Source organism: Streptomyces sp. CB02400 (assembly GCF_001905725.1).
Lineage (GTDB): Bacteria > Actinomycetota > Actinomycetes > Streptomycetales > Streptomycetaceae > Streptomyces > Streptomyces atrovirens.
In genome coordinates, this window is record NZ_LIWB01000018.1 from 71616 (window position 1) to 95664 (window position 24049).

The 24049-nt window shown below is 71.6% G+C and carries 23 protein-coding genes and 1 pseudogene; 8 read left to right on the forward strand and 16 right to left on the reverse strand.

Features of this window, described 5'->3' with window-relative positions:
• Positions 1-126 precede the first annotated feature (126 nt).
• From AMK33_RS32205 to hisI, 3 genes are read right to left on the reverse strand one after another with little or no spacing between them, the layout of a single operon-like run.
• Positions 127-768 carry a TIGR02234 family membrane protein gene (locus AMK33_RS32205; RefSeq protein ID WP_073936532.1) on the reverse strand — a complete coding sequence of 214 codons (642 nt, stop codon included), beginning with the start codon at positions 766-768 and terminating at the stop codon, positions 127-129.
• A 52-nt stretch (positions 769-820) separates the two neighbouring features.
• Complete coding sequence (locus tag AMK33_RS32210; protein ID WP_073936533.1) at positions 821-2314, reverse strand: anthranilate synthase component I; 1494 nt, start codon at positions 2312-2314, stop codon at positions 821-823.
• 11 nt (positions 2315-2325) lie between these two features.
• Positions 2326-2721 (reverse strand): phosphoribosyl-AMP cyclohydrolase, encoded by a 396-nt coding sequence (hisI, locus tag AMK33_RS32215; RefSeq protein ID WP_073936534.1) that lies wholly within the window; start codon positions 2719-2721, stop codon positions 2326-2328.
• A gap of 163 nt (positions 2722-2884) precedes the next feature.
• Here hisI and AMK33_RS32220 point away from each other — a divergent pair, with 163 nt between their 5' ends.
• Together AMK33_RS32220 and AMK33_RS32225 are read left to right on the forward strand one after the other, a co-directional pair.
• Entirely contained in the window at positions 2885-3520 is a 636-nt protein-coding gene (locus tag AMK33_RS32220) for a TIGR03085 family metal-binding protein (RefSeq protein WP_073936535.1), read from the forward strand.
• A gap of 21 nt (positions 3521-3541) precedes the next feature.
• Positions 3542-3940 (forward strand): VOC family protein, encoded by a 399-nt coding sequence (locus AMK33_RS32225; RefSeq protein WP_073936536.1) that lies wholly within the window; start codon positions 3542-3544, stop codon positions 3938-3940.
• Between the two features lie 3 nt (positions 3941-3943).
• Here AMK33_RS32225 and hisF read toward each other — a convergent pair whose 3' ends face one another.
• The 8 genes from hisF to hisD are packed head-to-tail and all read right to left on the reverse strand — an operon-like array spanning position 3944 to position 9679.
• The gene (gene hisF, locus AMK33_RS32230; protein ID WP_073936537.1) at positions 3944-4699 is read right to left on the reverse strand and encodes an imidazole glycerol phosphate synthase subunit HisF; all 756 of its coding nucleotides are present in this window, start codon (positions 4697-4699) and stop codon (positions 3944-3946) included.
• Positions 4696-5100, reverse strand: coding sequence for a Rid family hydrolase (locus AMK33_RS32235; RefSeq protein WP_073936538.1), 405 nt, complete (start codon positions 5098-5100; stop codon positions 4696-4698). Before AMK33_RS32235 ends, hisF begins: the two co-directional genes overlap by 4 nt.
• Positions 5101-5116: 16 nt before the next feature.
• Positions 5117-5839 (reverse strand): bifunctional 1-(5-phosphoribosyl)-5-((5-phosphoribosylamino)methylideneamino)imidazole-4-carboxamide isomerase/phosphoribosylanthranilate isomerase PriA, encoded by a 723-nt coding sequence (gene priA, locus AMK33_RS32240; protein WP_073936539.1) that lies wholly within the window; start codon positions 5837-5839, stop codon positions 5117-5119.
• A gap of 4 nt (positions 5840-5843) precedes the next feature.
• The gene (gene hisH / locus AMK33_RS32245) at positions 5844-6485 is read right to left on the reverse strand and encodes an imidazole glycerol phosphate synthase subunit HisH (RefSeq protein WP_073936540.1); all 642 of its coding nucleotides are present in this window, start codon (positions 6483-6485) and stop codon (positions 5844-5846) included.
• A gap of 4 nt (positions 6486-6489) precedes the next feature.
• A complete protein-coding gene (locus tag AMK33_RS43105) occupies positions 6490-6648 on the reverse strand; it encodes a hypothetical protein (protein ID WP_030858893.1) in 159 nt (52 codons plus the stop codon).
• Between the two features lie 3 nt (positions 6649-6651).
• On the reverse strand, positions 6652-7245 hold the full coding sequence (hisB, locus tag AMK33_RS32250) for an imidazoleglycerol-phosphate dehydratase HisB (protein ID WP_019525453.1): 594 nt from the start codon (positions 7243-7245) through the stop codon (positions 6652-6654).
• Complete coding sequence (locus AMK33_RS32255) at positions 7242-8357, reverse strand: histidinol-phosphate transaminase (protein ID WP_073936541.1); 1116 nt, start codon at positions 8355-8357, stop codon at positions 7242-7244. The genes hisB and AMK33_RS32255 overlap by 4 nt, the downstream gene beginning before the upstream one ends.
• Positions 8354-9679: a histidinol dehydrogenase gene (gene hisD, locus AMK33_RS32260; RefSeq protein WP_073936542.1), complete on the reverse strand. Its 1326-nt coding sequence runs from the start codon at positions 9677-9679 to the stop codon at positions 8354-8356. The genes AMK33_RS32255 and hisD overlap by 4 nt, the downstream gene beginning before the upstream one ends.
• Positions 9680-9872: 193 nt before the next feature.
• Here hisD and AMK33_RS32265 point away from each other — a divergent pair, with 193 nt between their 5' ends.
• The 4 genes and pseudogenes from AMK33_RS32265 (at position 9873) to ybaK (ending at position 13954) form a co-directional block, all read left to right on the forward strand.
• Positions 9873-11450: an oxidoreductase gene (locus AMK33_RS32265; RefSeq protein ID WP_073936543.1), complete on the forward strand. Its 1578-nt coding sequence runs from the start codon at positions 9873-9875 to the stop codon at positions 11448-11450.
• 141 nt (positions 11451-11591) lie between these two features.
• Positions 11592-12668, forward strand: a pseudogene (locus AMK33_RS32270) (hypothetical protein).
• A gap of 11 nt (positions 12669-12679) precedes the next feature.
• The gene (locus AMK33_RS32275) at positions 12680-13420 is read left to right on the forward strand and encodes an LON peptidase substrate-binding domain-containing protein (RefSeq protein ID WP_073936545.1); all 741 of its coding nucleotides are present in this window, start codon (positions 12680-12682) and stop codon (positions 13418-13420) included.
• A gap of 30 nt (positions 13421-13450) precedes the next feature.
• On the forward strand, positions 13451-13954 hold the full coding sequence (gene ybaK / locus AMK33_RS32280) for a Cys-tRNA(Pro) deacylase (protein WP_073936546.1): 504 nt from the start codon (positions 13451-13453) through the stop codon (positions 13952-13954).
• A gap of 219 nt (positions 13955-14173) precedes the next feature.
• Here ybaK and AMK33_RS32285 read toward each other — a convergent pair whose 3' ends face one another.
• The 4 genes from AMK33_RS32285 to AMK33_RS32300 all read right to left on the reverse strand — a co-directional run bounded on the left by AMK33_RS32285 (position 14174) and on the right by AMK33_RS32300 (position 18397).
• A complete protein-coding gene (locus tag AMK33_RS32285) occupies positions 14174-14845 on the reverse strand; it encodes an AAA family ATPase (protein ID WP_073936547.1) in 672 nt (223 codons plus the stop codon).
• A 34-nt stretch (positions 14846-14879) separates the two neighbouring features.
• Positions 14880-15701 (reverse strand): ABC transporter permease, encoded by an 822-nt coding sequence (locus tag AMK33_RS32290; RefSeq protein ID WP_073936642.1) that lies wholly within the window; start codon positions 15699-15701, stop codon positions 14880-14882.
• An 80-nt stretch (positions 15702-15781) separates the two neighbouring features.
• Positions 15782-16756 (reverse strand): ABC transporter ATP-binding protein, encoded by a 975-nt coding sequence (locus tag AMK33_RS32295; RefSeq protein WP_073936643.1) that lies wholly within the window; start codon positions 16754-16756, stop codon positions 15782-15784.
• Between the two features lie 432 nt (positions 16757-17188).
• Positions 17189-18397, reverse strand: coding sequence for an NYN domain-containing protein (locus tag AMK33_RS32300; protein ID WP_073936548.1), 1209 nt, complete (start codon positions 18395-18397; stop codon positions 17189-17191).
• A gap of 220 nt (positions 18398-18617) precedes the next feature.
• On the opposite strand from AMK33_RS32300, the gene AMK33_RS43110 reads away from it, so the two are divergent.
• Positions 18618-18785 (forward strand): hypothetical protein, encoded by a 168-nt coding sequence (locus AMK33_RS43110; protein WP_167748606.1) that lies wholly within the window; start codon positions 18618-18620, stop codon positions 18783-18785.
• Positions 18786-18911: 126 nt separating this feature from the next.
• Here AMK33_RS43110 and dnaE read toward each other — a convergent pair whose 3' ends face one another.
• Positions 18912-22451 carry a DNA polymerase III subunit alpha gene (gene dnaE, locus AMK33_RS32305; RefSeq protein WP_073936549.1) on the reverse strand — a complete coding sequence of 1180 codons (3540 nt, stop codon included), beginning with the start codon at positions 22449-22451 and terminating at the stop codon, positions 18912-18914.
• A gap of 204 nt (positions 22452-22655) precedes the next feature.
• On the opposite strand from dnaE, the gene AMK33_RS32310 reads away from it, so the two are divergent.
• Positions 22656-23981, forward strand: a complete 1326-nt coding sequence (locus tag AMK33_RS32310; protein ID WP_073936550.1) for a DUF2252 domain-containing protein — start codon at positions 22656-22658, stop codon at positions 23979-23981.
• The last annotated feature ends 68 nt before the right edge of the window (positions 23982-24049 follow it).

Genomic DNA, 24049 nt, shown 5'->3' on the forward strand with positions numbered 1-24049 from the left:
CGGCACGACTGCCCGCAGCTAGGGGGGCGCAGCCCCGGCGGTGCGGCTGGCCGCGGCTAGAGGGGGGCGCAGCCCCGGCGGTGCGGCTGGTCGTGGCTGCGGCGGTACGCGGCGCGGCGGTGGGTGTTACGCGCCCGTCGGGTCCTCGCCCCTGTCCAGGGCCTTCCAGAGGTCCTCGGGGCGGTCGGGGTCGACGGACACCGGCTTGCGGCGTGGGCGTGGGGCGCCGCCCCGTTCGTAGCGGCCGGACATGGCCGGCCAGAGGCGGCCGTAGCGCAGGGCGAGCAGGCCGGCCAGCAGCAGCAGGACACCGCCCACGGCGGCCACGTACGGCCACGCCGTGTGGCTCAGGGCCTCCACGGTCGCGGACGTGTCACCCGACGCCTCCGCCGCCTTCTCGTCGAGCGCCCCGCTGTCCGACGCCCCGAACAGCGCCGCCGCCACCGTGCCCGCCCCCGACAGCGCCAGCAGCGCCGCGACGGCGAAGCGGCCGGCCCGGCGCACGGCGAACACAGCGACCAGCGCCGCCAGCCCCACGACGGCCAGGGCGGCGGGCACACCCGTCACGTCGCTGCCCTTCGCGGTCAGCGGGAACGCGCCGCCGGCCACCGTGGCGGTGCCCTCCGACCACTGCTGCCGGGTGGCGAGCAGGGCCACGGCCGCGCCCAGGGCGCCGCTCAGCAGGGCGACGGCGAGGCTGAGGCGGCCACTGCGGGCGGAGCCGGCGGCCTCGGAACGGGGGGTAGGTACAGCAGTCACGCCCTCCACTATCGCCTGAACCCCGGGCGAACCGACACCCGGGGTTCACCTCGGACGCCCCTCAGGCCGTTCCCAGCCGGTTCGCGGTGTGCACCGCGCGCAGCACCGCCGCCGCCTTGTTGCGGCACTCGGTGTCCTCCGCGACCGGGTCGGAGTCGGCCACGATCCCCGCTCCGGCCTGCACGTACGCGGTGCCGTCCCGCAGCAGGGCGGTACGGATCGCGATCGCGGTGTCGGAGTCGCCCGCGAAGTCGAGGTAGCCGACGCAGCCGCCGTACAGCCCGCGCCGGGACGGTTCGAGTTCGTCGATGATCTGCAGCGCACGGGGCTTGGGCGCCCCGGAGAGCGTGCCGGCCGGGAAGCAGGCGGTGAGCACGTCGAACGCGGTGCGGCCGGCGCCGACCCGGCCGGTGACCGTCGAGACGATGTGCATGACGTGCGAGTACCGCTCGACGGACATGAAGTCGACGACCTCGACGGAGCCGGGTTCGCAGACCCGTCCGAGGTCGTTGCGCCCGAGGTCGACGAGCATCAGGTGCTCCGCGCGCTCCTTGGGGTCGGCGAGCAGTTCGTCACCGAGGGCCTGGTCCTCCTGCGGGGTGGTGCCGCGGTGCCGGGTGCCGGCGATGGGGTGGACCATGGCGTGCCCGTCCTCGACCTTCACCAGCGCCTCGGGGGACGAGCCGACCACGTCGAAGCCGTCGAAGCGGAACAGGTACATGTACGGGGACGGGTTGGTGGCCCGCAGCACCCGGTAGACGTCGAGGGCGCTCGCCGTGCACGGCGTCTCGAACCGCTGGGAGGGGACGACCTGGAAGGCCTCCCCCGCGCGGACGCGTTCCTTGATGTCCTCCACGGCCTGCCGGAAGTCGGGGCCGCCCCACCGCGCGGTGTACTCGGGCAGCTCGGAGGGCGGCAGCACGGCGGGCGGCTGGGCCACCGCGCGGGTGAGGTCGGCCTCCATGGCGTCGAGCCGGGCCACGGCGTCGGCGTACGCCTCGTCGACGCCGGTCTCCAGGTCGTTGTGGTTGATCGCGTTGGCGATCAACCAGACGGCGCCCTCCCAGTGGTCCATGACGGCGAGGTCGCTGGTGAGCAGCATGGTCAGCTCGGGCAGCTTCAGGTCGTCCCGCTCGCCGGGGCCGACCTTCTCCAGGCGGCGCACGATGTCGTAGCCGAGGTAGCCGACCATGCCGCCGGTGAAGGGCGGCAGGCCCAGGTCGTGGGCGAGGTCGCGCGGGGTGTGCAGGGTCTGGAGGGTCGTGCGCAGCGCGGCGAGCGGGTCGCCGTCCACGGGGACGCCGACGGGCGGGGTCCCTTCCCAGTGCGCCTGTCCGGCGCGCTCGGTGAGGGTGGCGGCGCTGCGGACGCCGACGAAGGAGTAGCGGGACCAGGAGCGACCGTTCTCCGCGGACTCCAGCAGGAACGTGCCCGGGCGCTCGGCGGCGAGCTTGCGGTAGAGCGCGACCGGGGTGTCGCCGTCGGCGAGGAGCTTGCGGGTGACCGGGATGACCCGGCGGTCGGTGGCGAGCTTGCGGAACGTCTCGAGGTCCATGGCGGCAGACCTTACTGATCCGAGGCGGGGGCGTCCGCCACCGCCAGCACGTCGGCGTCGAAGCAGGTGCGGGCGCCGGTGTGGCAGGCGGCGCCCACCTGGTCGACCTTGACCAGCACGGTGTCGGCGTCGCAGTCCAGGGCGACCGACTTGACCCACTGGAAGTGGCCGGAGGTGTCGCCCTTCACCCAGTACTCCTGACGGCTGCGCGACCAGTAGGTGCAGCGGCCGGTGGTGAGCGTGCGGTGCAGCGCCTCGTCGTCCATCCAGCCCAGCATCAGCACCTCTCCGGTGTCGTACTGCTGGGCGATGGCGGGCAGGAGGCCGTCGGGGCTGCGCTTGAGCCGCGCGGCGATCTCCGGGTCGAGGCGGCTGGGCCGGGACGTGCTGCTGGTCATGCCGACCATTGTGCCGCGCCCCGGTCACCGGGCCCTGACGATGTCCACTGATTGGAAACAGTGGCGCGATGGGGGTGCCCCCAGGCCGTTCAGGCACTGGGGGAGGCGCGTTGAGGGGCGGTGGTCGGGTGACGGGTGGGCGGACTTCCCGCCCGGCCGTAGGCTGGCATGCATGTCGACCCATGCCAAGCGTGAACGACTTCTCCTGGCCGATCTGCTGGAGACCACGGGCCCGGATGCCCCCACCCTCTGCGAGGGCTGGACGGCCCGGGACCTCGCCGCCCACGTGGTGGTGCGCGAGCGCCGGCCCGACGCGGCCGGCGGCATGCTGGTCAAGCAGCTGGCGGCGCGTCTGGAGCGGGTGACGGCGGAGTTCACCGCCAAGCCGTACGAGGAGCTGATCCAGCTCATCCGGACGGGTCCGCCGCGCTTCTCACCCTTCTCGCTCAAGCAGGTCGACGAGCTGTCGAACATCGTCGAGTTCTACGTCCACACCGAGGACGTGCGCCGCGCCCAGCCCGACTGGACGCCGCGTGAGCTCGACCCGGTGTTCCAGGACGCCCTGTGGTCGCGTCTGGAGCGCTCCGCGCGGTTGATGGGCCGCGGGGTGCCGACGGGTCTGGTGCTGCGCCGTCCGGACGGCCAGACGGTGGTGGCCCACCGCGGCACCCCGGTGGTCACGGTGACCGGGGAGCCGTCCGAGCTGGTGCTGTTCGCCTACGGCCGGCAGAGCGCCGCCAAGGTCGAGCTGGACGGCGACGAGGACGCGATCGCGAAGCTGCGCGAGACCAAACAGCTCGGCATCTGATCCGCACGAAAGGCGCAGCTCGTGATCAAAGTGGCCATGACCAGTGTGTACGTCGACGACGTGGCGAAGGCGCACGCCTTCTACACCGATGTCCTCGGCTTCGAGACCCGTACCCACATGGATCTGGGCGGCGGCACGCTGTTCGTCACCGTGGGCGCGAAGGAAGGCGCCCAGCGGGACCTGGAGCTGCTGCTGGAGCCGGGGCAGGGGCCTATAGCGGAGCCGTACCGCAGGGCGGTGCGCGAGGCGGGGCTGCCCGCGATCGTGTTCTCCGTGGACGACCTCCGCGCGGAGTTCGAACGGCTCCGCGGGGAGGGCGTCCACTTCGTCCAGGACCCGCAGGAGCAGGGCCCGGTGATCGCCGCCGTCCTGGACGACACGGTCGGCAATCTCATCCAGTTGGCCCAGCCGACCGGCTGAGCCTCACCGCACCGGGTGACCGGCTCCCCGTAGCGTCTCCTTGACCTGGCCGATGCGCAGGTCGCCGAAGTGGAAGACGGAGGCGGCCAGCACCGCGTCCGCGCCCGCCGCGACCGCCGGCGGGAAGTCGGCGAGCTTTCCGGCGCCACCGGAGGCGATCACCGGGACGGTGACGTGCTTGCGGACGGCGGCGATCATCTCCAGGTCGTAGCCGTCCTTGGTGCCGTCGGCGTCCATGGAGTTGAGCAGGATCTCGCCGGCGCCCAGCTCGGCGGCCCGGTGCGCCCACTCGACGGCGTCGATGCCGGTGCCGCGACGACCGCCGTGCGTGGTGACCTCGAAGGAGCCGGATTCGGTGCGCCGGGCGTCGACCGAGAGGACGAGCACCTGCCGGCCGAAGCGTTCCGCGATCTCGCGGATGAGGTCGGGCCGGGCGATGGCCGCCGTGTTGACGCCCACCTTGTCGGCGCCCGCGCGGAGCAGCTTGTCCACGTCCTCGGTGGTGCGGACGCCGCCGCCCACGGTGAGCGGGATGAACACCTGCTCGGCGGTGCGGCGCACCACGTCGTACGTCGTCTCGCGGTTGCCCGACGAGGCGGTGATGTCCAGGAACGTCAGCTCGTCGGCGCCCTCGGCGTCGTACACCTTGGCCATCTCGACGGGGTCGCCCGCGTCGCGCAGGTTCTGGAAGTTGACGCCCTTGACGACCCGGCCGTTGTCCACGTCCAGGCAGGGGATGACTCGGACCGCCAGGGTCATGAAGTCACGGCTCCTCTGAATGCTTCGAGTTCCACTGAGACCAGCACGCGCGAGTCGACGAAGCCCTCGACCACCAGCAGGGTGGTGACCGGGCGCACCGCGTCGAACAGCTCCTTGTGGGCGCGTCCGGCCGCGTCGACGTCCCGCGCGTGGGCGAGGTGGAGGCGCGTGCGGATCACGGACTCGATGCCGAGCCCGAACTCGCCGATCGCCTCCAGCGCGCTGGTGAAGGCCACCTTGGCCTGCTCGTACGGGTCGCCCTCCCCGTACAGCACATCGCCCCGGAACGCGGTCGTGCCCGCCACCAGGACGCGGTCACCCGCCGCCACGGCACGTGCGGAGCCGAGGGTCTCCTCCCAGGGATTCGTGCCCTGCACGCGCCGTACGGCATCGGATGTCATCGGGCTGTGTCCTTTTTCAAGAGGTGGCCTCCAGGGCCTCTTCCAGGGTGAACGCCTTGGCGTACAGGGCCTTCCCGACGATGGCGCCCTCGACACCGAGCGGCACGAGGCCGGCGATGGCGCGCAGGTCGTCCAGGGAGGAGACGCCACCGGAGGCGACCACGGGGCGGTCGGTGGTGGCGCAGACGTTCTTCAGCAGCTCCAGGTTGGGGCCCTGGAGGGTGCCGTCCTTGGCGATGTCGGTGACGACGTAGCGGGCGCAGCCCTCCTTGTCGAGGCGCTCCAGCGTCTCGTAGAGGTCGCCGCCGTCGCGGGTCCAGCCGCGGCCGCGCAGCGTGGTGCCGCGTACGTCGAGACCGACGGCGATCTTGTCGCCGTGCTCGGCGATGATCCTGGCGACCCACTCGGGGGTCTCCAGGGCGGCGGTGCCGAGGTTGACGCGGGTGCAGCCGGTGGCGAGGGCGGCGGCGAGGGTGTCGTCGTCGCGGATGCCGCCGGACAGCTCCACCTTGATGTCCATCGCCCCGGCGACCTCGGCGATCAGCGCGCGGTTGTCGCCGGTGCCGAACGCGGCGTCGAGGTCGACCAGGTGCAGCCACTCGGCGCCCGAGCGCTGCCAGGCGAGGGCGGCCTCCAGGGGGGAGCCGTACGAGGTTTCCGTCCCGGACTCGCCGTGCACCAGGCGGACGGCCTGACCGTCGCGGACGTCGACGGCGGGGAGGAGTTCGAGCTTGGCCATGTCTCTACAGGGTTCCGATCCAGTTGGTGAGGAGCTGGGCACCGGCGTCGCCGGACTTCTCGGGGTGGAACTGGGTGGCCCACAGGGCGCCGTTCTCCACGGCCGCCACGAAGGGCTTGCCGTGGGTGGACCAGGTGACCAGCGGGGCGCGCATCGCCGGGTTGGTGGTCTCCAGGGTCCAGTCGTGGACGGCGTAGGAGTGCACGAAGTAGAAGCGGGCGTCCGCGTCGAGGCCGGCGAACAGCTCGGAGCCGACCGGGGCGTCGACGGTGTTCCAGCCCATGTGGGGCACGATGTCGGCCTGGAGCGGCTCGACGGAGCCGGGCCACTCGTCGAGGCCCTCGCTCTCCACGCCGTGCTCGATGCCCCGCGCGAAGAGGATCTGCATGCCGACGCAGATGCCCATCACCGGGCGCCCGCCGGAGAGCCTGCGGTCGACGATCCAGTCGCCGCGCGCCTCCTTGAGGCCCTTCATGCAGGCGGCGAAGGCGCCGACGCCGGGCACCAGCAGCCCGTCGGCGTTCATGGCCTTGTCGAAGTCGCGGGTGATCTCGACGTCGGCTCCCGCGCGGGCGAGGGCGCGCTCGGCGGAACGGACGTTGCCGAAGCCGTAGTCGAAGACCACGACCTTCTTGGTGGTGCTCAAGGGTTCACACCTCCAGCCTCAGAAGCCCCGTGCCGAGGCACATCACGGCGCCGATGGAGAGCAGCACGATGAGGCTCGTGGGCATCTTCTGCTTGACGAAGGAGATGATCCCGCCGACGAAGAACAGGCCGACGACGATCAGGACGGTGGACAGACCGTTCATGGCTTACAGCGCGCCCTTCGTGGAGGGCAGGATGCCGGCCGCGCGGGGGTCGCGCTCGGAGGCGTAGCGCAGGGCGCGGGCGAGGGCCTTGAACTGGCACTCCACGATGTGGTGCGCGTTGCGCCCGTAGGGCACGTGCACGTGCAGCGCGATCTGGGCCTGGGCGACGAAGGACTCCAGGATGTGCCGGGTCATCGTCACGTCGTACTCGCCGATCATCGGCGCCATGTTCTCGGGCTCGGTGTGCACGAGGTAGGGGCGGCCGGAGAGGTCGACGGTGACCTGGGCGAGGGACTCGTCCAGCGGGACCGTGCAGTTGCCGAAGCGGTAGATGCCCACCTTGTCGCCGAGTGCCTGCTTGAAGGCGGCGCCGAGCGCGAGGGCGGTGTCCTCGATGGTGTGGTGGGAGTCGATGTGCAGGTCGCCCTCGGTCTTCACGGTCAGGTCGAACAGACCGTGCCGGCCGAGCTGGTCGAGCATGTGGTCGTAGAAGCCGACCCCGGTGGAGATCTCGGTCTTTCCTGTGCCGTCGAGGTCGATCTCGACGAGGACGGACGTCTCCTTGGTGGTGCGTTCCACACGTCCTACGCGGGTCATGCGCTCTGCTCCTGTTCCTTCTTGAGATCACGGACCGCGTCGAGGAACGCGTCGTTTTCGGCCGGGGTGCCCGCGGTGACCCGCAGCCATCCCGGTACGCCGTTGTCCCGGACCAGGACACCCCGGTCGAGGATCTTCCGCCAGGTGGCGTGGGAGTCCTCGAACCGTCCGAACTGGACGAAGTTCGCGTCGGACTCGGTCACCTCGTAGCCGAGGGCGCGCAGTTCGGCGACGAGCCGGTCGCGCTCGGCCTTGAGCTGCTCGACGTAGCCGAGCAGTGTGTCGGTGTGCTCCAGGGCGGCCAGCGCGGTCGCCTGGGTGATCGCGGAGAGGTGGTACGGCAGCCGGACGAGCTGGACGGCGTCGACGACCGCCGGGTGCGCGGCGAGGTAGCCGAGGCGCAGGCCGGCCGCGCCGAACGCCTTCGACATGGTGCGGGAGACGACCAGGTGGGGGCGTCCGTCGAGCAGCCGCAGCAGCGAGTCGCCGTGGCTGAACTCGATGTACGCCTCGTCGACGACCACCATCGACGGCTTGGCCGCCTGGGCGGCCTCGTACAGCGCGAGGACCGTCTCCGGGGGGACCGCGTTGCCGGTGGGGTTGTTGGGGGTGGTGACGAAGACGACGTCGGGCCGGTGCTCGGCGATCGCCTTCTCGGCGGCGGCGAGGTCGATGGTGAAGTCCTCGTTGCGCGGTCCGGAGATCCAGCCGGTGCCGGTGCCGCGCGAGATGAGGCCGTGCATCGAGTACGACGGTTCGAAGCCGATCGCGGTACGGCCCGGCCCGCCGAAGGTCTGCAGCAGTTGCTGGATGACCTCGTTGGAGCCGTTGGCGGCCCACACGTTCTCGACGCCGACCGGGTGTCCGGCGGTCTTCGTCAGGTATTCGGCCAGCCTGGTGCGCAGTTCGACCGCGTCCCGGTCGGGGTAGCGGTTGAGGTGCCGGGCGGCCTCGCGGACCCGCTCGGTGATCCGCTCGACCAGCGGCTCGGGCAGCGGGTAGGGGTTCTCGTTGGTGTTCAGCCGTACGGGGACGTCCAACTGGGGAGCGCCGTAGGGGGACTTGCCGCGCAGCTCGTCCCGTACGGGGAGATCGTCGATTCCGAAGCTCACTTGTTCTCAGGCACCTTCCACCCGAACCTCGCCTTGATCGCCGCGCCGTGCGCGGGCAGGTCCTCCGCCTCCGCCAGCGTGACCACGTGGTGCGCGACCTCGGCCAGCGCGTCCTCGGTGTAGTCGACGATGTGGATGCCGCGCAGGAAGGACTGGACGGACAGGCCCGAGGAGTGGCAGGCGCAGCCGCCGGTGGGCAGGACGTGGTTGGAGCCGGCCGCGTAGTCGCCGAGGGAGACCGGGGACCAGGGGCCGACGAAGATCGCGCCCGCGTTGCGCACCCGGCCGGCGAGTGCGGCGGCGTCGGCGGTCTGGATCTCCAGGTGCTCGGCGCCGTAGGCGTCGACGACGCGCAGACCCTCGTCGAGGCCGTCGACCAGGACGATCGCGGACTGGCGGCCGGACAGGGCCGGGACGATCCGGTCGTCGATGTGCTTGCTGGCCTTGACCTGCGGTTCCAGCTCCTTCTCGACGGCGTCCGCGAGCTCCGCGGAGTCGGTGACGAGGACGGCGGCGGCCAGCGGGTCGTGCTCGGCCTGGCTGATCAGGTCGGAGGCGACGTGCACCGGGTCGGCGGTGGAGTCCGCGAGGACCGCGATCTCGGTCGGGCCCGCCTCGGCGTCGATGCCGATCATGCCGGTGAAGTAGCGCTTGGCGGCGGCGACCCAGATGTTGCCGGGGCCGGTGACCATGTTCGCGGGCGGGCAGGACCCGGTGCCGTACGCGAACATCGCGACGGCGGTGGCGCCGCCGGCCGCGTACACCTCGTCGACGCCGAGCAGGGCGCAGGCGGCGAGGATGGTCGGGTGCGGCAGGCCGCCGAAGTCGGCCTGGGCCGGGGAGGCGAGCGCGAGGGACGGGACGCCGGCCTCCTGGGCGGGCACCACGTTCATGATCACGGAGGACGGGTAGACGGCCCGGCCGCCCGGCGCGTACAGCCCCACGCGGTCGACCGGCACCCACTTCTCGGTGACCGTGCCGCCGGGCACGACCTGGGTGGTGTGCGTGGTGCGGCGCTGCTCGCGGTGGACCAGCCGGGCGCGGCGGATGGACTCCTCCAGGGCCGCGCGCACGGCCGGGTCCAGCTCTTCCAGCGCGCGCTCGATCGCGGCGGCCGGGACCCGTACCCGATCCAGCTTCACGCCGTCGAACCGCTCGGCGAAGTCGATCAGCGCCGCGTCACCCCGATGATGCACGTCCTCGCAGATGGGCCGCACCTTCTCCAGGGCGGCCGCGACGTCGAAGTCGGCTCGGGGCAGCAGGGCGCGCAGGGCGGGGCCCTCGGGGAGGGCGTCGCCGCGCAGATCGATACGAGAGATCACGTGCTCAATTCTCTCAGACCGGCACAGCGGGCCGTCCGCCCGTTCCAATGGCTGATACGTCACGCCCCCGGTGACGGTCCGCGCACATTTCCGAGATCCTCTTCACTTTCCGTGTTCGACACGTCACTTCACCGGGCATGAACGGTTGTACGAAGGGACGAACCGACGAGTAGGTGAGAAGGAGGGGAGTCACGTGACCGAGGGGGTGGGACCGGGCGGCGGAGAGCCGCCGGAGGACCTGACCGCCACGGAGGCCGGGATGTGGCAGGCCTTCCGCAACGGCAGTGTGTACGACCTGAGCAGCGGTGACACGGCCGTCGACGACCCGCACGGGGGGCATCCGTGGGGCTCCGAGCGGACGGTCCGGGCGCGCGTCGTGTGCTGGCTGCTGCTGGACGGGCCGCCCGCCCTGGCCGGCCGGGTCTCGTCGCTGAAGCTGGTCGGGGTGCAGATCAGCGGCGCGCTGGACCTGGCGGGCGGCACGGTGGTGCCGTACCTGGAGATGCGGGCCTGCCGCTTCGAGCGGGACGTGCTGCTGCCGGAGGCCCGTTTCACGACCGTGCGGATGGTGGACTGCTCGATACCGCGCCTGGAGGCGGCCCGGCTGCACACCGAGGGCGATCTGCACCTGCCGCGCTGCCGGTTCCTGGGCGGCATACGGCTCACCGACTCGCGGATCGGTACGGATCTGCTGCTCAACCAGGCGATCGTGCACCGGGACCGCAGCGGCCGCTCGATAGCGGCCGACGGGATGAACGTGGGCCAGGACCTCCAGGCGGAGATGCTGGAGTCGCACGGCGAGCTGAGTCTGCGCAGTGCGACGATCGGCGTGTCGCTGAGCCTGCGCGGGGCCCGGCTGGTCAACCCCTACACCCGGCTCGCGCTGAACGCGCCGCAGCTGACCGTGGAGCGCTCGCTGTATCTGACCCCGGCGGGGGTGGGTGCCCAGGCGCGCAGCGGGATGACACCGGCTCGCGGGACGCGGATACAGCGCTTCGAGTGCCAGGGCGGGGTGCGCCTGGACGACGGGCGGTTCGGGGACGCGGTCGACTTCGAGGGGGCCCGGTTCACCTTCACCGACGAGCAGGAGCTGTCGCTGCGCCGGGTGCAGACGCCGGAGCTGCGCTTCCTCGGGGAGCGGCCGGTGCGCGGCAGGGTCGTGCTGTCGGGGGCGAAGGTGGTCAACCTGATGGACCGGGCGGACAGCTGGCCCGGCCCCGGCCGGCTGCACATGGGCGGCTTCACCTACGAGAACCTGGTGCCGCGCGGGCCGTTCCCGCTGGCGCTGCGGCTGCGCTGGGTGGACGCGGCGAGCGCCGAGTACAACCCGGAGCCGTACGAGCGGCTGGCCGCCGTGCTGCGGGAGGGCGGGGAGGACGAGGACGCCCGCGAGGTGCTGCTCGCCAAGCAGCGCCGGCGCCGCGAGAGCCTGCCGTTGGCGGCCAAACTGTGGGGTTACATGCAGGACTGGACGGTCGCCTACGGCTACCGTCCGGGCCGGGCCGCGGTGTGGATGGCGGTGCTGTGGGCGGCCGGTTCGCTGGCCTTCGCGCGGGCCGACGCCCCGCCCCTGAAGAGCGGTGAGCACCCGGCGTGGAACCCGCCCCTGTTCACCCTGGACCTGCTGCTGCCGGTGATCGACCTCGGCCAGGTCGGCTTCTGGCAGCTGCGCGGCGGCTGGCAGTGGCTGTCGGCCGCGTTCATCCTGCTGGGCTGGATCCTGGCGACGACGGTGGCGGCGGGGGCGACACGGACACTGCGCCGTACGTGAGAACCCTGTGGCCGACGGGGGCGCGAGAAGTGCGCGCAAGGTGAAGAGCGCTCTGCTTTTTGCCGGGCCTTGACCGAACCCCGTACAACCTTCCATGACTTCCGTGTCGCCTCTGGCGCCGCTGTGACCTGCGGTCTTTCAATGGTCGACACCATGGCTCTGATGGACGCGTTCACCCGCACATCCCGGGTGCGAGGAAAGACGACGGGCGCCACGTCTCCCGCCCCCGTCGTGCTGCCCGCCGACGACGAGGTGCTGCTCGACGCACCCGACGAGGTGCTGGGCCCGGCGCTGGTCGGGGCCGCGGGCGGTGACCACACGCCCGTCGCCGAACTGCTCGCCGCCACCCGGCGCGGCGGCGCCTGGGAGCACCGCGACCGGTATGTGCGGCGGCTGGCCGCCTTCGCGCGCTCGCGCCCCGAGTGGCTGGACACCTGGCGCGCCCACGACCCGCGCGACCCCGACGGGCTGCTGGTGGACGCCCAGCGGGCGGTGGACCGCGCCTGGGACTCACCGGCCCGCGTCGAGCTGCTGCGCGGGGTGAGCCCGCTGATCACGGCCGCCGCCCGGGCGGACAACCGCGACCCGGTGCCCTGGCGGCTCGCCCTGGACCACGCCCGTGGCGCGCGCGCCGGGCACACGTACTTCGAGGAACTGTGGGAGGCGGCGGTCCGGCGGACCCCGCACCACCACGGCTGCCATGTGGCGGCCCTGCACTATCTGGCGTCCTCCTGGCACGGTTCGCACCACGAGTGCTTCACCTTCGCGGACCTGGCCGCGCAGGACGCGCCGGAGGACTCGCTCACCCAGTCGCTGCCGCTGCGGGCGGCGTTCGGCTACCTCACCGACCGCTGTGGTCCCGAAGTGCCGCGCGCCCGGCTGGAAGCGGCGGCCGACCGCGCCGTGGCCCTGTCCGCCCGGCTGCCGGCGGGCCAGTCCTGGCCGGCCGAGCTGCGCAATCTGCTGACGTACGTCCTGGTCCGGCTGGAACGCCGGCGGGACGCCCTGGAGCAGCTACGGCTGACCGGCCCGTACGCCACGTCCTTCCCCTGGGACCGGGAGGCGGACGATCCCCTCGGCCGGTTCCTGGAGGTCCGTCAGAACGTGCGCGCGGCGGTCACGACCGGCTGTCCCTAGCCGGGATCCGGCTCCCCGGCACCGGTCCCGGACCGACCGAGGAGTGAACAGGGCGGTCGGCTCCGCTTCGGCGACCATTAGGCTCTTGACCCGTGACCACCGTCCGGCTCCCGCTCTTCCCCCTGAACACGGTGCTGTTCCCGGGGCTCGTGCTTCCGCTCAACGTCTTCGAGGAGCGCTATCGCGCCATGATGCGCGAGCTGCTGAAGACCCCGGAGGACGAGCCGCGCCGGTTCGCCGTCGTGGCGATCCGCGACGGGCACGAGGTGGCGCCGAGCGCGCCCGGCCTGCCCGATCCGACGGCCGTGCCCGACCGGGGCCCGGCGGCGGGCTTCGGCACCGATCCGCTGCGCGCCTTCCACAAGGTGGCCTGTGTCGCCGACGCGGCGACGATCCGGGAACGGGCCGACGGCACCTTCGAGGTGCTGGCGACCGGTACGACCCGGGTGCGGCTGCTGTCCGTCGACGCCTCGGGGCCGTATCTGACGGCCGAGGCGGAGCCGCTGGCCGAGGATCCCGGCGACGAGGCGGGGGCGCTGGCCGAGGGGGTGCTGCGGTCCTTCCGCCAGTACCAGAAGCGGCTGGCGGGGGCGCGGGAGCGGTCGCTGACGACCGGCGCGGAGCTGCCGGACGAGCCGGGTGTCGTCTCCTACCTGGTCGCCGCCGCGATGATGCTGGACACGCCGACGAAGCAGCGGCTGCTCCAGGCGCCGGACACGGCCTCACGGCTCCGTGACGAGCTGAAACTGCTGCGCGCGGAGACGGCCGTCATCCGTCATCTGCCGTCGCTGCCGGCCGCGGAGCTGACGCGCGGTCCGACGAGTCTCAACTGACGTACGAAATCGACCGGGGTACAGGCGGGTATGGCGAAGAAGTCCAAGAAGCAGCAGCAGTCGGGAGGCACGCCCGCGACGGTGGCGCTCACCGCGGCCGGGGTGCCGTTCACGGTGCACTCCTACGAGCACGACCCGGCCCACCCGTCGTACGGCGAGGAGGCGGCCGAGGCCATGGGGGTCTCGCCGGACCGGGTCTTCAAGACACTGGTGGCGGACGTCGACGGCACGCTGACGGTGGCGGTGGTGCCGGTGGCGGGCCAACTGGACCTGAAGGCCCTGGCGTCGGCGGTGGGCGGCAAACGGGCCACGATGGCCGACCCGACCCTGGCGGAACGCACCACGGGCTACGTCCGCGGCGGCATCTCCCCCCTGGGCCAGCGCAAGAAACTCCCCACGGTGGTGGACGATTCGGCCACCCGGCACGAGACGATCTGCGTCTCAGCGGGCCGCCGCGGCCTGGAGGTAGAACTCACCCCGACCGACCTGACCACCCTGACCTCGGCGACCCTGGCACCCATCGGCCGCCCATAGCGGCGCAACCACGGGCAGTCGCGCCGTCGCCCCCACCCCCGCCCTACGCGGGCAGTCACGCCACCGCCCCACCGCTTCCGCGGGCAGTCACGCCACCGCCCCGCCATTTCCGCGGGCAGTCGTGCCGCTGGGGCGGCACGGGTGGGCGCGACGGCACCCCGCAAGCGCCGGGCCGCGCAAACACCCCCGGCCCACACCAACACCGGGGCACCCGGAAACCTACGCCCCCGGCGACACATACGGCTCAGCCGGCGGAAACTGCTCCGGATCCCGCGGCCCGAACAACCCCGTCAACCCCAGGTGCAACACCAGCGCCGCGAACGGCCACGCCAACAACGCCCCCTTCGCACTCAGCTTCAACGGCGCGTCGAACGTGACCCCCTCACCGACACTCCGAGCCTGCGCGATCACATCCTGCGCGGGACCGAGCCACACCCCCAGCCACCAGGCCAGCAACGACCCCAGCAGCCCACCGACCGCCAGCGCCACCACCAACGGCACACCCCCGCGCCGCCGCACCAGAAACACGACAAGCGCGCTCACCGCCCCGAACCCCAGCGCGAGCAGCGAGAACGTCCCGTCCACCCCGATGACCTGCTCGCCCTCGGAGTCCTTGAGGTAGACGACCCAGCTGTCGCCGATCACGTTGCCCACGTACGGCACGCGCGGCGCCAGCCACCACCACAGCACCCCGAGCAGCACCCCGCCGAGCGCCACCGCCACCGTGGTCACGGCGGCCTCACGTATCTCCGCCTTCATCCCGGGGCCGTCCTGTTCGTCCCACCAGCCGTGCCGTGGATACGCGGCGTCGCCGGCCTTCCCGTACGGGTGCGAGGCGGCCGCCTGCTCGTGGTCGTGCGGAGGCGGTGGTGGTGTCAGAGGTGCGCTCACCCTGCCATCGTGCCAGGCCCGGCTGTGCGGCGCGTCACCGGACGGCCGCCCTGCGGTACGCCCAGGTCGCGACGGCCAGCGAGAGGACACCGACGACTCCGCACACGGCGAGGTCACCGAGCACCCGCGCCCAGTCGGGGTGCGGTCCGAAGGTCCGCGCGAAGGCATCGACCCCGTACGTCGACGGCAGCAGGTCCCGGGCGAGGCGCACCGCCTCCGGCATCCGCTCCGCCGGCAGCACACCGAGCAGCAGCGCGGCCGACATGCCGAGCTGCCCCAGCAGCGTGGCCAGCTCCGCGCGGGGCGCGAGCAGGCCGAGCGCCGCGCCGAGTCCGGCGAGCGCGGCCCCGGCGAGCGGGATCACGGCGGCCAGCACCCACAGGTTCGCTAGCGGCAGCCCGAACAGCACGCACCCGAAGACCGCGGTCACCACGGTCCCCGGCACGGTGAACGAGGCGTACGCGCCCGCCGCGCCCAGCACCACCGCGGCCGGCGGCACCGGCAGGGTCGCGTAGTGGTCGAGCCCGCCGCTGGCCCGTAGCTGCCCGAAGTACTGGGCGAGCAGGTTCAGCGCGACGAAGGCGACGACCAGGACCGCCGAGCCGGCGACCACGGCCTGTGCCTCGCCGCCGCCGTCCACGACCCCGCGCATCAGGATCATGATGCCGACCGACTGGAAGGTCGCCACGAACAGCAGCGGTATCCGCGCGACCCGGGCCCGGGAGAGCTGCGCCCGGTACACGGCCGCCAGCGACGGCCACAACCGCGCCCGGGGGCCGAGTCCGGCCGGTTGCGGCGCGGCCTCCTCCACGGCCAGGGCGCCGCCCGGCACGACATCGGCGGGTACGACACTCACGTCGTGCTGCTCCCCTTCGCTCGGAGGTTCGCCCGGATCCACTGCGGCCCTGTTCCGTACGGATGACGCGGCCCGTGTGCTCACGCCTTCACCAGTCCCTGTCGTACGGCGCCGCCCAGCGCCAGGTAGACGTCCTCCAGGCTGGGCGTGGCCAGCGTGAAGTCGTCCAGCGCGGCGAAGGCGGCCCCGCCGGTGACGGTGGCGACGACCGTACGGGCCTCCTCGGGTGCCAGTCGCAGGGTCCAGCGGCGGCCCGACTCGACGACCCGGTCGCGCAGCGCGGCGACCTCGGGCACGTGCAGGGGTGCCGCCTCGCGCCACACCAGGTCGACCCGGACCTCGCCGGCGACCCGCTCCTTGAGTCCGGCCGGGCTGTCGCAGGCGATGACCCGGCCCCGGTCGAGCACGGCGACCCGGTCGAGCACGGTCTCGGCCTCGATCACGTTGTGGGTGACCAGCAGCACGGTGGTGCCGTGTCCGGCGCGGCGCCGGTCGACGGCGGACCACACGGCACGCCGGGCCACCGGGTCCATGCCGGTGGTGGGCTCGTCCAGGACGAGCAGGGGCCGCTCCCCCACCAGCGCGGCGGCGAAGCAGGCCAGCCGGCGCTGGCCGCCGGAGAGTTTCTTCAGCGGGCGCCCGGCGATCGGGGTGAGCCCCAGTTCGTCCAGGACGTCGTCCCGCTCGGCCCGCGCCCGCCGCACGTCGAGCCCGCGCAGCCGGCCGGTGGTCTCGGCGGCGAGGGACACGGTCAGTTCGTCGAGGGCGCTGGACTCCTGGCCGAGGTAGGCGAGGATGCGCGCGGCACGCTCGGGGTGGCGCACGATGTCGTGGCCGAGGATCTCGACGCTGCCGCGGTCGGGCCGCATCAGCCCGGTGAGCTGGCGTACGAGGGTGGACTTGCCGGCGCCGTTCGGCCCGAGCAGTCCGAAGATCTCACCGCGCCGGATGTCGAGCCCCACGTCGTCGGTGGCCCGGACCTCGGGCGTCGCGGGAACCCCGCGCCGGCCGCGCACCGCCGGATAGGTCTTGGTCAGCCCGCGCACCGCACACACGACATCACCACCGTGCCGGAATCCCTGTGCCGCGCGCGTACTCACAAGGCACGAGCCTACGGGGTCCAGAACCCCGCCCCACCCTCGGGTCACCCCACCACCCACAAACCCACCCCAACCACCCACCGCCCCACCGCCTCGCCGCACCGCCGAGCCGCCGAGCCGCCGAGCCGCCGAGCCGCCGAGCCGCCGAGCCGCCGAGCCGCCGAGCCGCCGAGCCAGGGCAACGCATCGGCACACGCCGGGAACACGGCCCACCTCCCAGCCCACCGAGCCGATCCAGCGCCCGCACACGCCGGGTCCGTGGCCCACCTCCCGACCCACCGAGTCGGGAGGTGGGTGGGCATAGGCCGGGGGTCCAGGGGGCGGGAGCCTCCTGGCGGGGGCGCGGGGGCGGAGCCCCCGACACGGGGCGCAGGGGCAGCCCCCCGCCTACTCCCCGGCGGGAGCCCTCTCCGTACCGGTACGAAGATCCAGCTCACGCCAGAACCCCGCCCGAATGGCGTAACGATCACGCTCGTCGATCTGATCGTCCTTGTGGGCGAGCAGCCCGAAACGCGCCGCGTACCGCAACAGCTCCCCGTCGACACGGTGCGGAATCCGGGGATACATCCCGGACAGCTTCTGGATGTGCCCCTGGTCCCCGAGCCGCTCCACCCAGCGCCGCGCGAACACCTGCCCCACCTCGAAGGGATCCCCACCGACGGTGGTGATGTCCTCCTCCCGGTCGGCCCACCGCTGCTCCGCCGTGGTCAACTGGGCGAGCGTCGGCATGGACACCGCGTCCGGCGGCTCGGCGGCCGGACGGTCGACCCAGCCCTTGTCGGAGGACCAGCGCAGAGTCGCGGAGGCGGGCTGCTGGGGCGGGTGCGGGCCGGGGCCGCGCAGCGCGGCCAGGTCCTTGGGGGTGGGTACGCCCTTCGCCGTGGCCGCCCGCTCGGCGGTGCCGTTGTGCCCGGCGGCAGCCGGGTGCCGCGGCTCCTCGACGGTCCGCTCGGCCGTCGCGCCGAGCGCGGACTCCGGCAGCGGGGCGGAGAGGATCGCGGCGATCTCGGGCCGCGGCACGGGCGGCGGGGCGCACACCCCGGTGTACTCCTTGGCCCGTACGGCCCGGGTGATCCACGCCCGGTCCAGCACCCGGCGCTCGTCGGCCTCGGCGACCAGGTCCTCGGACTGGTTGTAGTCGCCGTCGGCGGCCTGCACGGCCCACAGGTGCACGGCGACGCCGTGTTCCTTGGCGGCCATCATGCCGGGCAGCAGGTCACCGTCCCCGGTGACCAACACGATGTCGGAGCAGGCGCGATTGCGGGCCAGCTCGGTCAGCTCGGCGTGCATCGCGGCGTCGACGCCCTTCTGCGCCCAGCGGCCGTCGCTGCGGGTCAGCGCGCCGAGCCGGACGGTGACCCGGGGCATCACGCGCAGCCTGCGGTGCTCGGGCTGCGGGACGCGGTCGGGGGCGCCGTCGAACCAGTAGATGCGCAGCAGCGGCTGACGCGTGTCGGACTCGGCGCGTTCCCGCAGCCCCTGGATGAGGGCCGCGTGATCGACGGTGATGCGGGACCGCGACGGTTCCCCGGCGAGGAGACTGGCGGCGGCCCCCAGCAGATACCCGGCGTCCACCAGGACGATGCAGCGGTCCACGCGATCCACCCTCTTTCCGGGAGGTTTGCTTCGGGCTTGCTTCGAGTCTGCCCGACCACGCCGGGGTTAACGGCCCGAACTCGATCTTCGGCGTGGCGTTTCCACACTTCCTCCCCGATCACCCTGGTCACACACGGTAATTGTCCAACGTGCGCCTGTTATCGGGCTGTGTGAATCTGGTCCCGGCCCTGGCCCCTAGTCCCCCACAGGAGGCACCACCATGGCCAAGAACAAGAACCGTGACCGTAAGCAGCCGCAGGCCGAACGCGCCCAGCGGGCGGCGCAGGCGTCCACGATGGAGACGCCGGACGAGCAGCGCACCACACAGGCCGTGCCCGGCGAGGTCGGCCGGGGCAAGGGCCGGCAGAAGCGCTTCGGCCACAACTGACATCTTCGCAACGGCCCGTCGCGGCCCGGGCACATGAAGACCCGGGCGCACAAAGGCCCAGGCACATGAAGAGGGGCGCACCCACCACAGGGTGCGCCCCTCACGCGCGCCGGCCGGACGAGCCCGCTAGCCCGCCAGGCAGGACGGTCCGAGGAGGACCTTCAGATCACCGAACAGGGCCGGGTCCGGCTTCACCCGGTGCCGGTCCAGGCGCAGCACCGTCGTCTTCGTCGGCCCCTGGAGCTTGATCCGCACCTCGCTGTCGCCCTTGTGGTGGGTGAGGATCTCGCCGAGCCGGCTGACCATCGGCGGGGTCACGCGGGTGGCCGGGATGGTGAGCACCACGGGCGCGTTGGTGCCGGCGTTGGACAGGTCGGGGACCATCAGCTCCATCGCGACCAGCCGCGGCACGTCCTCCCGCTTGTCGAGCCGGCCCTTGACGAACACCACGGCGTCCTCGACGAGTTGCGTCGAGACGAGCTGGTACGTCGCCGGGAAGAACATGCACTCGATGGAGCCCGCGAGGTCCTCCACGGTGGCGATCGCCCAGGCGTTGCCCTGCTTGGTCATCTTGCGCTGGAGGCCCGAGATGATGCCGCCGATGGTGACCACCGCGCCGTCGCCGAAGTCGCCGCCGGTGAGCTGGGAGATGCCCGCGTCGGCCTTGTCGGACAGCACGTGCTCCAGGCCGAACAGCGGGTGGTCGGAGACGTAGAGCCCGAGCATCTCGCGCTCCTGGGCGAGCAGGTACGTCTTGTCCCACTCGTCGTCGGTGAAGGTGACGTCGAGGCCGAAGCCGGGCTCGCTGGTCTCCTCCTCGCCCATGCCGCCGAAGAGGTCGAACTGTCCCTCGGCCTCCTTGCGCTTGACCGCGACCACGTTGTCGATCATCGGCTCGTAGTGGGCGGTGAGGCCCTTGCGGGTGTGTCCCAGCTCGTCGAAGGCGCCGGCCTTGATCAGCGACTCCGTGGTGCGCTTGTTGCAGACGACCGCGTCGACCTTGTCGAGGTAGTCCGGGAAGGAGGTGTACTTCCCCTTGGCCTTGCGGCACTTGATGATCGACTCGACCACGTTGGTGCCGACGTTGCGCACGGCCTCCAGGCCGAAGAGGATCACGTCGTCGCCCTGGGCGGCGAAGTTGTGCACCGACTCGTTGACGTTCGGCGGGAGCACCTTGATGCCCATGCGGCGGCACTCGTTGAGGTAGATCGCCGACTTGTCCTTGTCGTCCTTCACCGAGGTGAGCAGCGCGGCCATGTACTCGGCCGGGTAGTTCGCCTTGAGGTAGGCGGTCCAGTAGGACACCAGTCCGTACGCGGCGGAGTGCGCCTTGTTGAAGGCGTAGCCGGCGAAGGGCACCAGCACGTCCCAGAGGGCCTGGATGGCCTCGTCGCTGTAGCCGTTCTTGCGGGCGCCGGCCTGGAAGATGGTGAAGTTCTTCGCCAGTTCCTCGGGCTTCTTCTTGCCCATGACGCGGCGGAGGATGTCGGCCTCGCCGAGCGAGTAGCCGGCGATGATCTGGGCGGCCTTCTGCACCTGCTCCTGGTAGACGATCAGGCCGTAGGTGACGTCCAGGACCTCGGTGAGCGGCTCCTCAAGCTCCTTGTGGATCGGGGTGATCTCCTGGAGCTTGTTCTTGCGCAGCGCGTAGTTGGTGTGCGAGTCCATGCCCATCGGGCCGGGACGGTAGAGCGCGGAGACGGCGGAGATGTCCTCGAAGTTGTCCGGCTTCATCAGCCGCAGCAGCGAGCGCATCGGTCCGCCGTCGAACTGGAAGACGCCGAGGGTGTCGCCGCGCTGGAGGAGTTCGAAGGTCTTCGGATCGTCGAGCGGCAGGCCCAGCAGGTCCAGGTCGACGCCCTTGTTGGCCTTCACCATCTTGACGGCGTCGTCCATGATGGTCAGGTTGCGCAGGCCGAGGAAGTCCATCTTCAGCAGGCCCAGCGACTCGCACTGGGGGTAGTCCCACTGCGTGATGGTCACGCCGTCGGTGTGCCGCACCCAGATGGGGGCGTGGTCGACGATGGGCTCGCTGGACATGATCACGCCGGCGGCGTGCACGCCCATCTGCCGGACCAGGCCCTCGACGCCCTTGGCGGTGTCGATGACCTTCTTCACGTCCGGCTCGTTCTCGTACATCGAGCGGATCTCGCCGGCCTCGCTGTAGCGGGGGTGCGAGGGGTCGGTGATGCCGTTCAGGTCGATGCCCTTGCCGAGGACGTCGGCGGGCATCGCCTTGGTGAGGCGGTCGCCCATCGCGTACGGGTAGCCCAGCACGCGCGCGGAGTCCTTGATGGCGTTCTTCGCCTTGATCTTGCCGTAGGTGCCGATCATGGCGACCTTGTCGGCGCCGTACTTCTCCGTCACGTACCGGATCACCTCGACGCGCCTGCGCTCGTCGAAGTCGATGTCGACGTCGGGCATGGAGACGCGCTCGGGGTTGAGGAACCGCTCGAAGATCAGTCCGTGCGGGATCGGGTCGAGGTCGGTGATGCCCATGGCGTAGGCGACGATCGAGCCGGCCGCGGAGCCACGGCCGGGGCCGACCGCGATGCCGTTGTTCTTGGCCCACATGATGAAGTCGGCGACGACGAGGAAGTACCCCGGGAACCCCATCTGGATGATGACGTCCATCTCGTAGTCGGCCTGCTTCTGGCGGTCGTCGGGGATACCGCCGGGGAAGCGGCGCTCCATGCCGCGGCGGACCTCCTCCTTGAACCAGCTCACCTCGGTGTACCCGTCCGGGATGTCGAACTTGGGCATCAGGTCGCGCTTCTCGAACATGCCCGTGGTGTCGACCATCTCGGCGATCAGCCTGGTGTTGGCGCAGCCCTGCTGCCAGGCGTCCGAGGAGTCGATGGCGTACATCTCGTCGGTGGACTTGAGGTAGTAGCCGGTGCCGTCGAACTTGAAGCGGTCGGGGTCGGAGAGGTTCTTGCCGGTCTGGATGCACAGCAGCGCGTCGTGGGCGGTCGCCTCGTGCGCGTACGTGTAGTGCGAGTCGTTGGTGACCAGGGGCGGGATGCCGAGCTTCCGGCCGATCTCCAGGAGGCCGTCGCGGACCCGGTGCTCGATCTCGATGCCGTGGTCCATCAGCTCCAGGAAGTAGCGGTCCTTGCCGAAGATGTCCTGGTAGTCGGCGGCGGCCTTGAGGGCCTCGTCGAAGTGGCCGAGGCGCAGCCGGGTCTGCACCTCGCCGGAGGGGCAGCCGGTGGAGGCCACGATCCCCTCGGACCACTGGCTGATGGTCTCCTTGTCCATCCGGGGCCACTTCTGCAGCCAGCCCTCGGCGTAGGCGTCGGAGGAGAGCCGGAAGAGGTTGTGCAGGCCGGTGCTGTTCACGGCCCACATCGTCTTGTGGGTGTAACCACCGGAACCGGAGACGTCGTCCCGCTTCTGGTGCGGCTGGCCCCACTGGATCTTGCGCTTGTTGCGCCGGGACTCGGGCGCGACATACGCCTCGATCCCGATGATCGGGGTGACTCCGGCCTTCTGCGCGGAGTGGAAGAAGTCGTACGCCCCGTGCAGGTTGCCGTGGTCGGACATGGCGATGTGCGACATGCCCATTTCATTGCAGGCGTTGAACATGTCCTTCAGCCGCGCGGCACCGTCCAGCAGCGAGTACTGGGTGTGGACGTGCAGGTGCGTGAACGGCGGCTTTGACACGGTGCGGCCTCCAAGGAAAACAGCCTGTGACGGGCAGGCGGACGGTCTGGGGGACAGCGTCGAAGTCTATGCCCAGACGCTGACACGCGGAGGCCGCCACGACGTACCTTCGAGCGGGGCGCGGGCACTCCCGCGCGCCGTCGCACGTTGGACAGGGGACGGACCAGCCGTCCCGAAACATCCCGCACCTGGAGGCACAAAGCGATGTCGGTACCGCAGCTCAACGACGAGCACCGCGGTGAGGAGATCCTCGCCGTCCTCGACACCGCCTTCGGCGAGCTCCTGGCCGCCGACCCGGCCGCGTTCCGGGTGAAGTTCCGCAAGATGGCGGCCTCGGCGTTCGCCTTCTACCGCGGGACGGCGTGCCTCTTCTACCACGATCTGGACGCCGAGAAGCGCGGCGGGCCGTACCTGGACGACCGCACCTCGCGGGTGTGGATCCACGGCGATCTCCACGCGGAGAACTTCGGCACCTACATGGACTCCAACGGCCGCCTGGTCTTCAACGTCAACGACTTCGACGAGGCCTACGTCGGCCCCTTCACCTGGGACCTCAAGCGCTTCGCGGCCTCCGTGGCGCTGATCGGCTACGCGAAGGCGCTCAGCGACGAGCAGATCACCGAGCTGGTCACGATCTACGCGGCCGCCTACCGGGAGCGGATCCACGCGCTGGCCACCGGCGCGAAGAGCGACGAGGTGCCGCCGTTCACGCTGGACACCGCCCAGGGGCCGCTGCTCGACGCGCTGCGCGACGCCCGCTCGCTGACCCGGTTCGGGCTGCTGGACTCGATGACCGACATCCGTGACTTCGAGCGCCGCTTCGCCTCCGGCGGCGGCGCGGTCGAGCTGGACGCCGCCACCCGCTACAAGGTGCTCGCCGCCTTCGACGGCTATCTGGAGACGCTGCCGGACGCCTCGCTGGCCCGTCCGGACTCCTACCGCGTGAAGGACGTCGTGGGCCGCCGCGGCATCGGCATCGGCTCGGCCGGGCTGCCGTCGTACAACATCCTCCTGGAGGGCCACAGCGACGCCCTGGAGAACGATGTGGTGATCTACATCAAGCAGGCCCAGACCCCGGCCGTCTCCCGGCACATCACGGACCAGGCGATCCAGGACTACTTCCAGCACGAGGGGCACCGCACGGTGATCTCCCAGCGCGCCCTCCAGGCGCACGCCGACCCGTGGCTGGGCTGGACCGAGCTGGACGGCGCGGGCCAGCTCGTCGCCGAGGTCTCGCCGTACGCCGTGGACCTGGACTGGGGCGACATCGACGACCCGGAGGAGATCGCCCTGGTCGTCGCCGACCTCGGCCGGGCCACGGCGACGATGCACGCGGCGGCGGACGACACCTCCGGCGAGTCCCTGGTGCCGTTCTCCACCGAGCGCGCCATCGACGCGGCGATCGCCGCCGACGAGGACTCCCTGATCCCCCTCCTGGTCGAGTTCGCGCACGACTACGGCGCCCGCGCGCGCGGCGACCACCAGATCTTCCTGGACCTGTTCCGCAACGGCCGGATTCCGGGCCTGTAACCATCCGCACATCCACAGGAACCCTTTAGGGATCCCTTACCGGAGCACGTGACACACTCGTTCCCGCC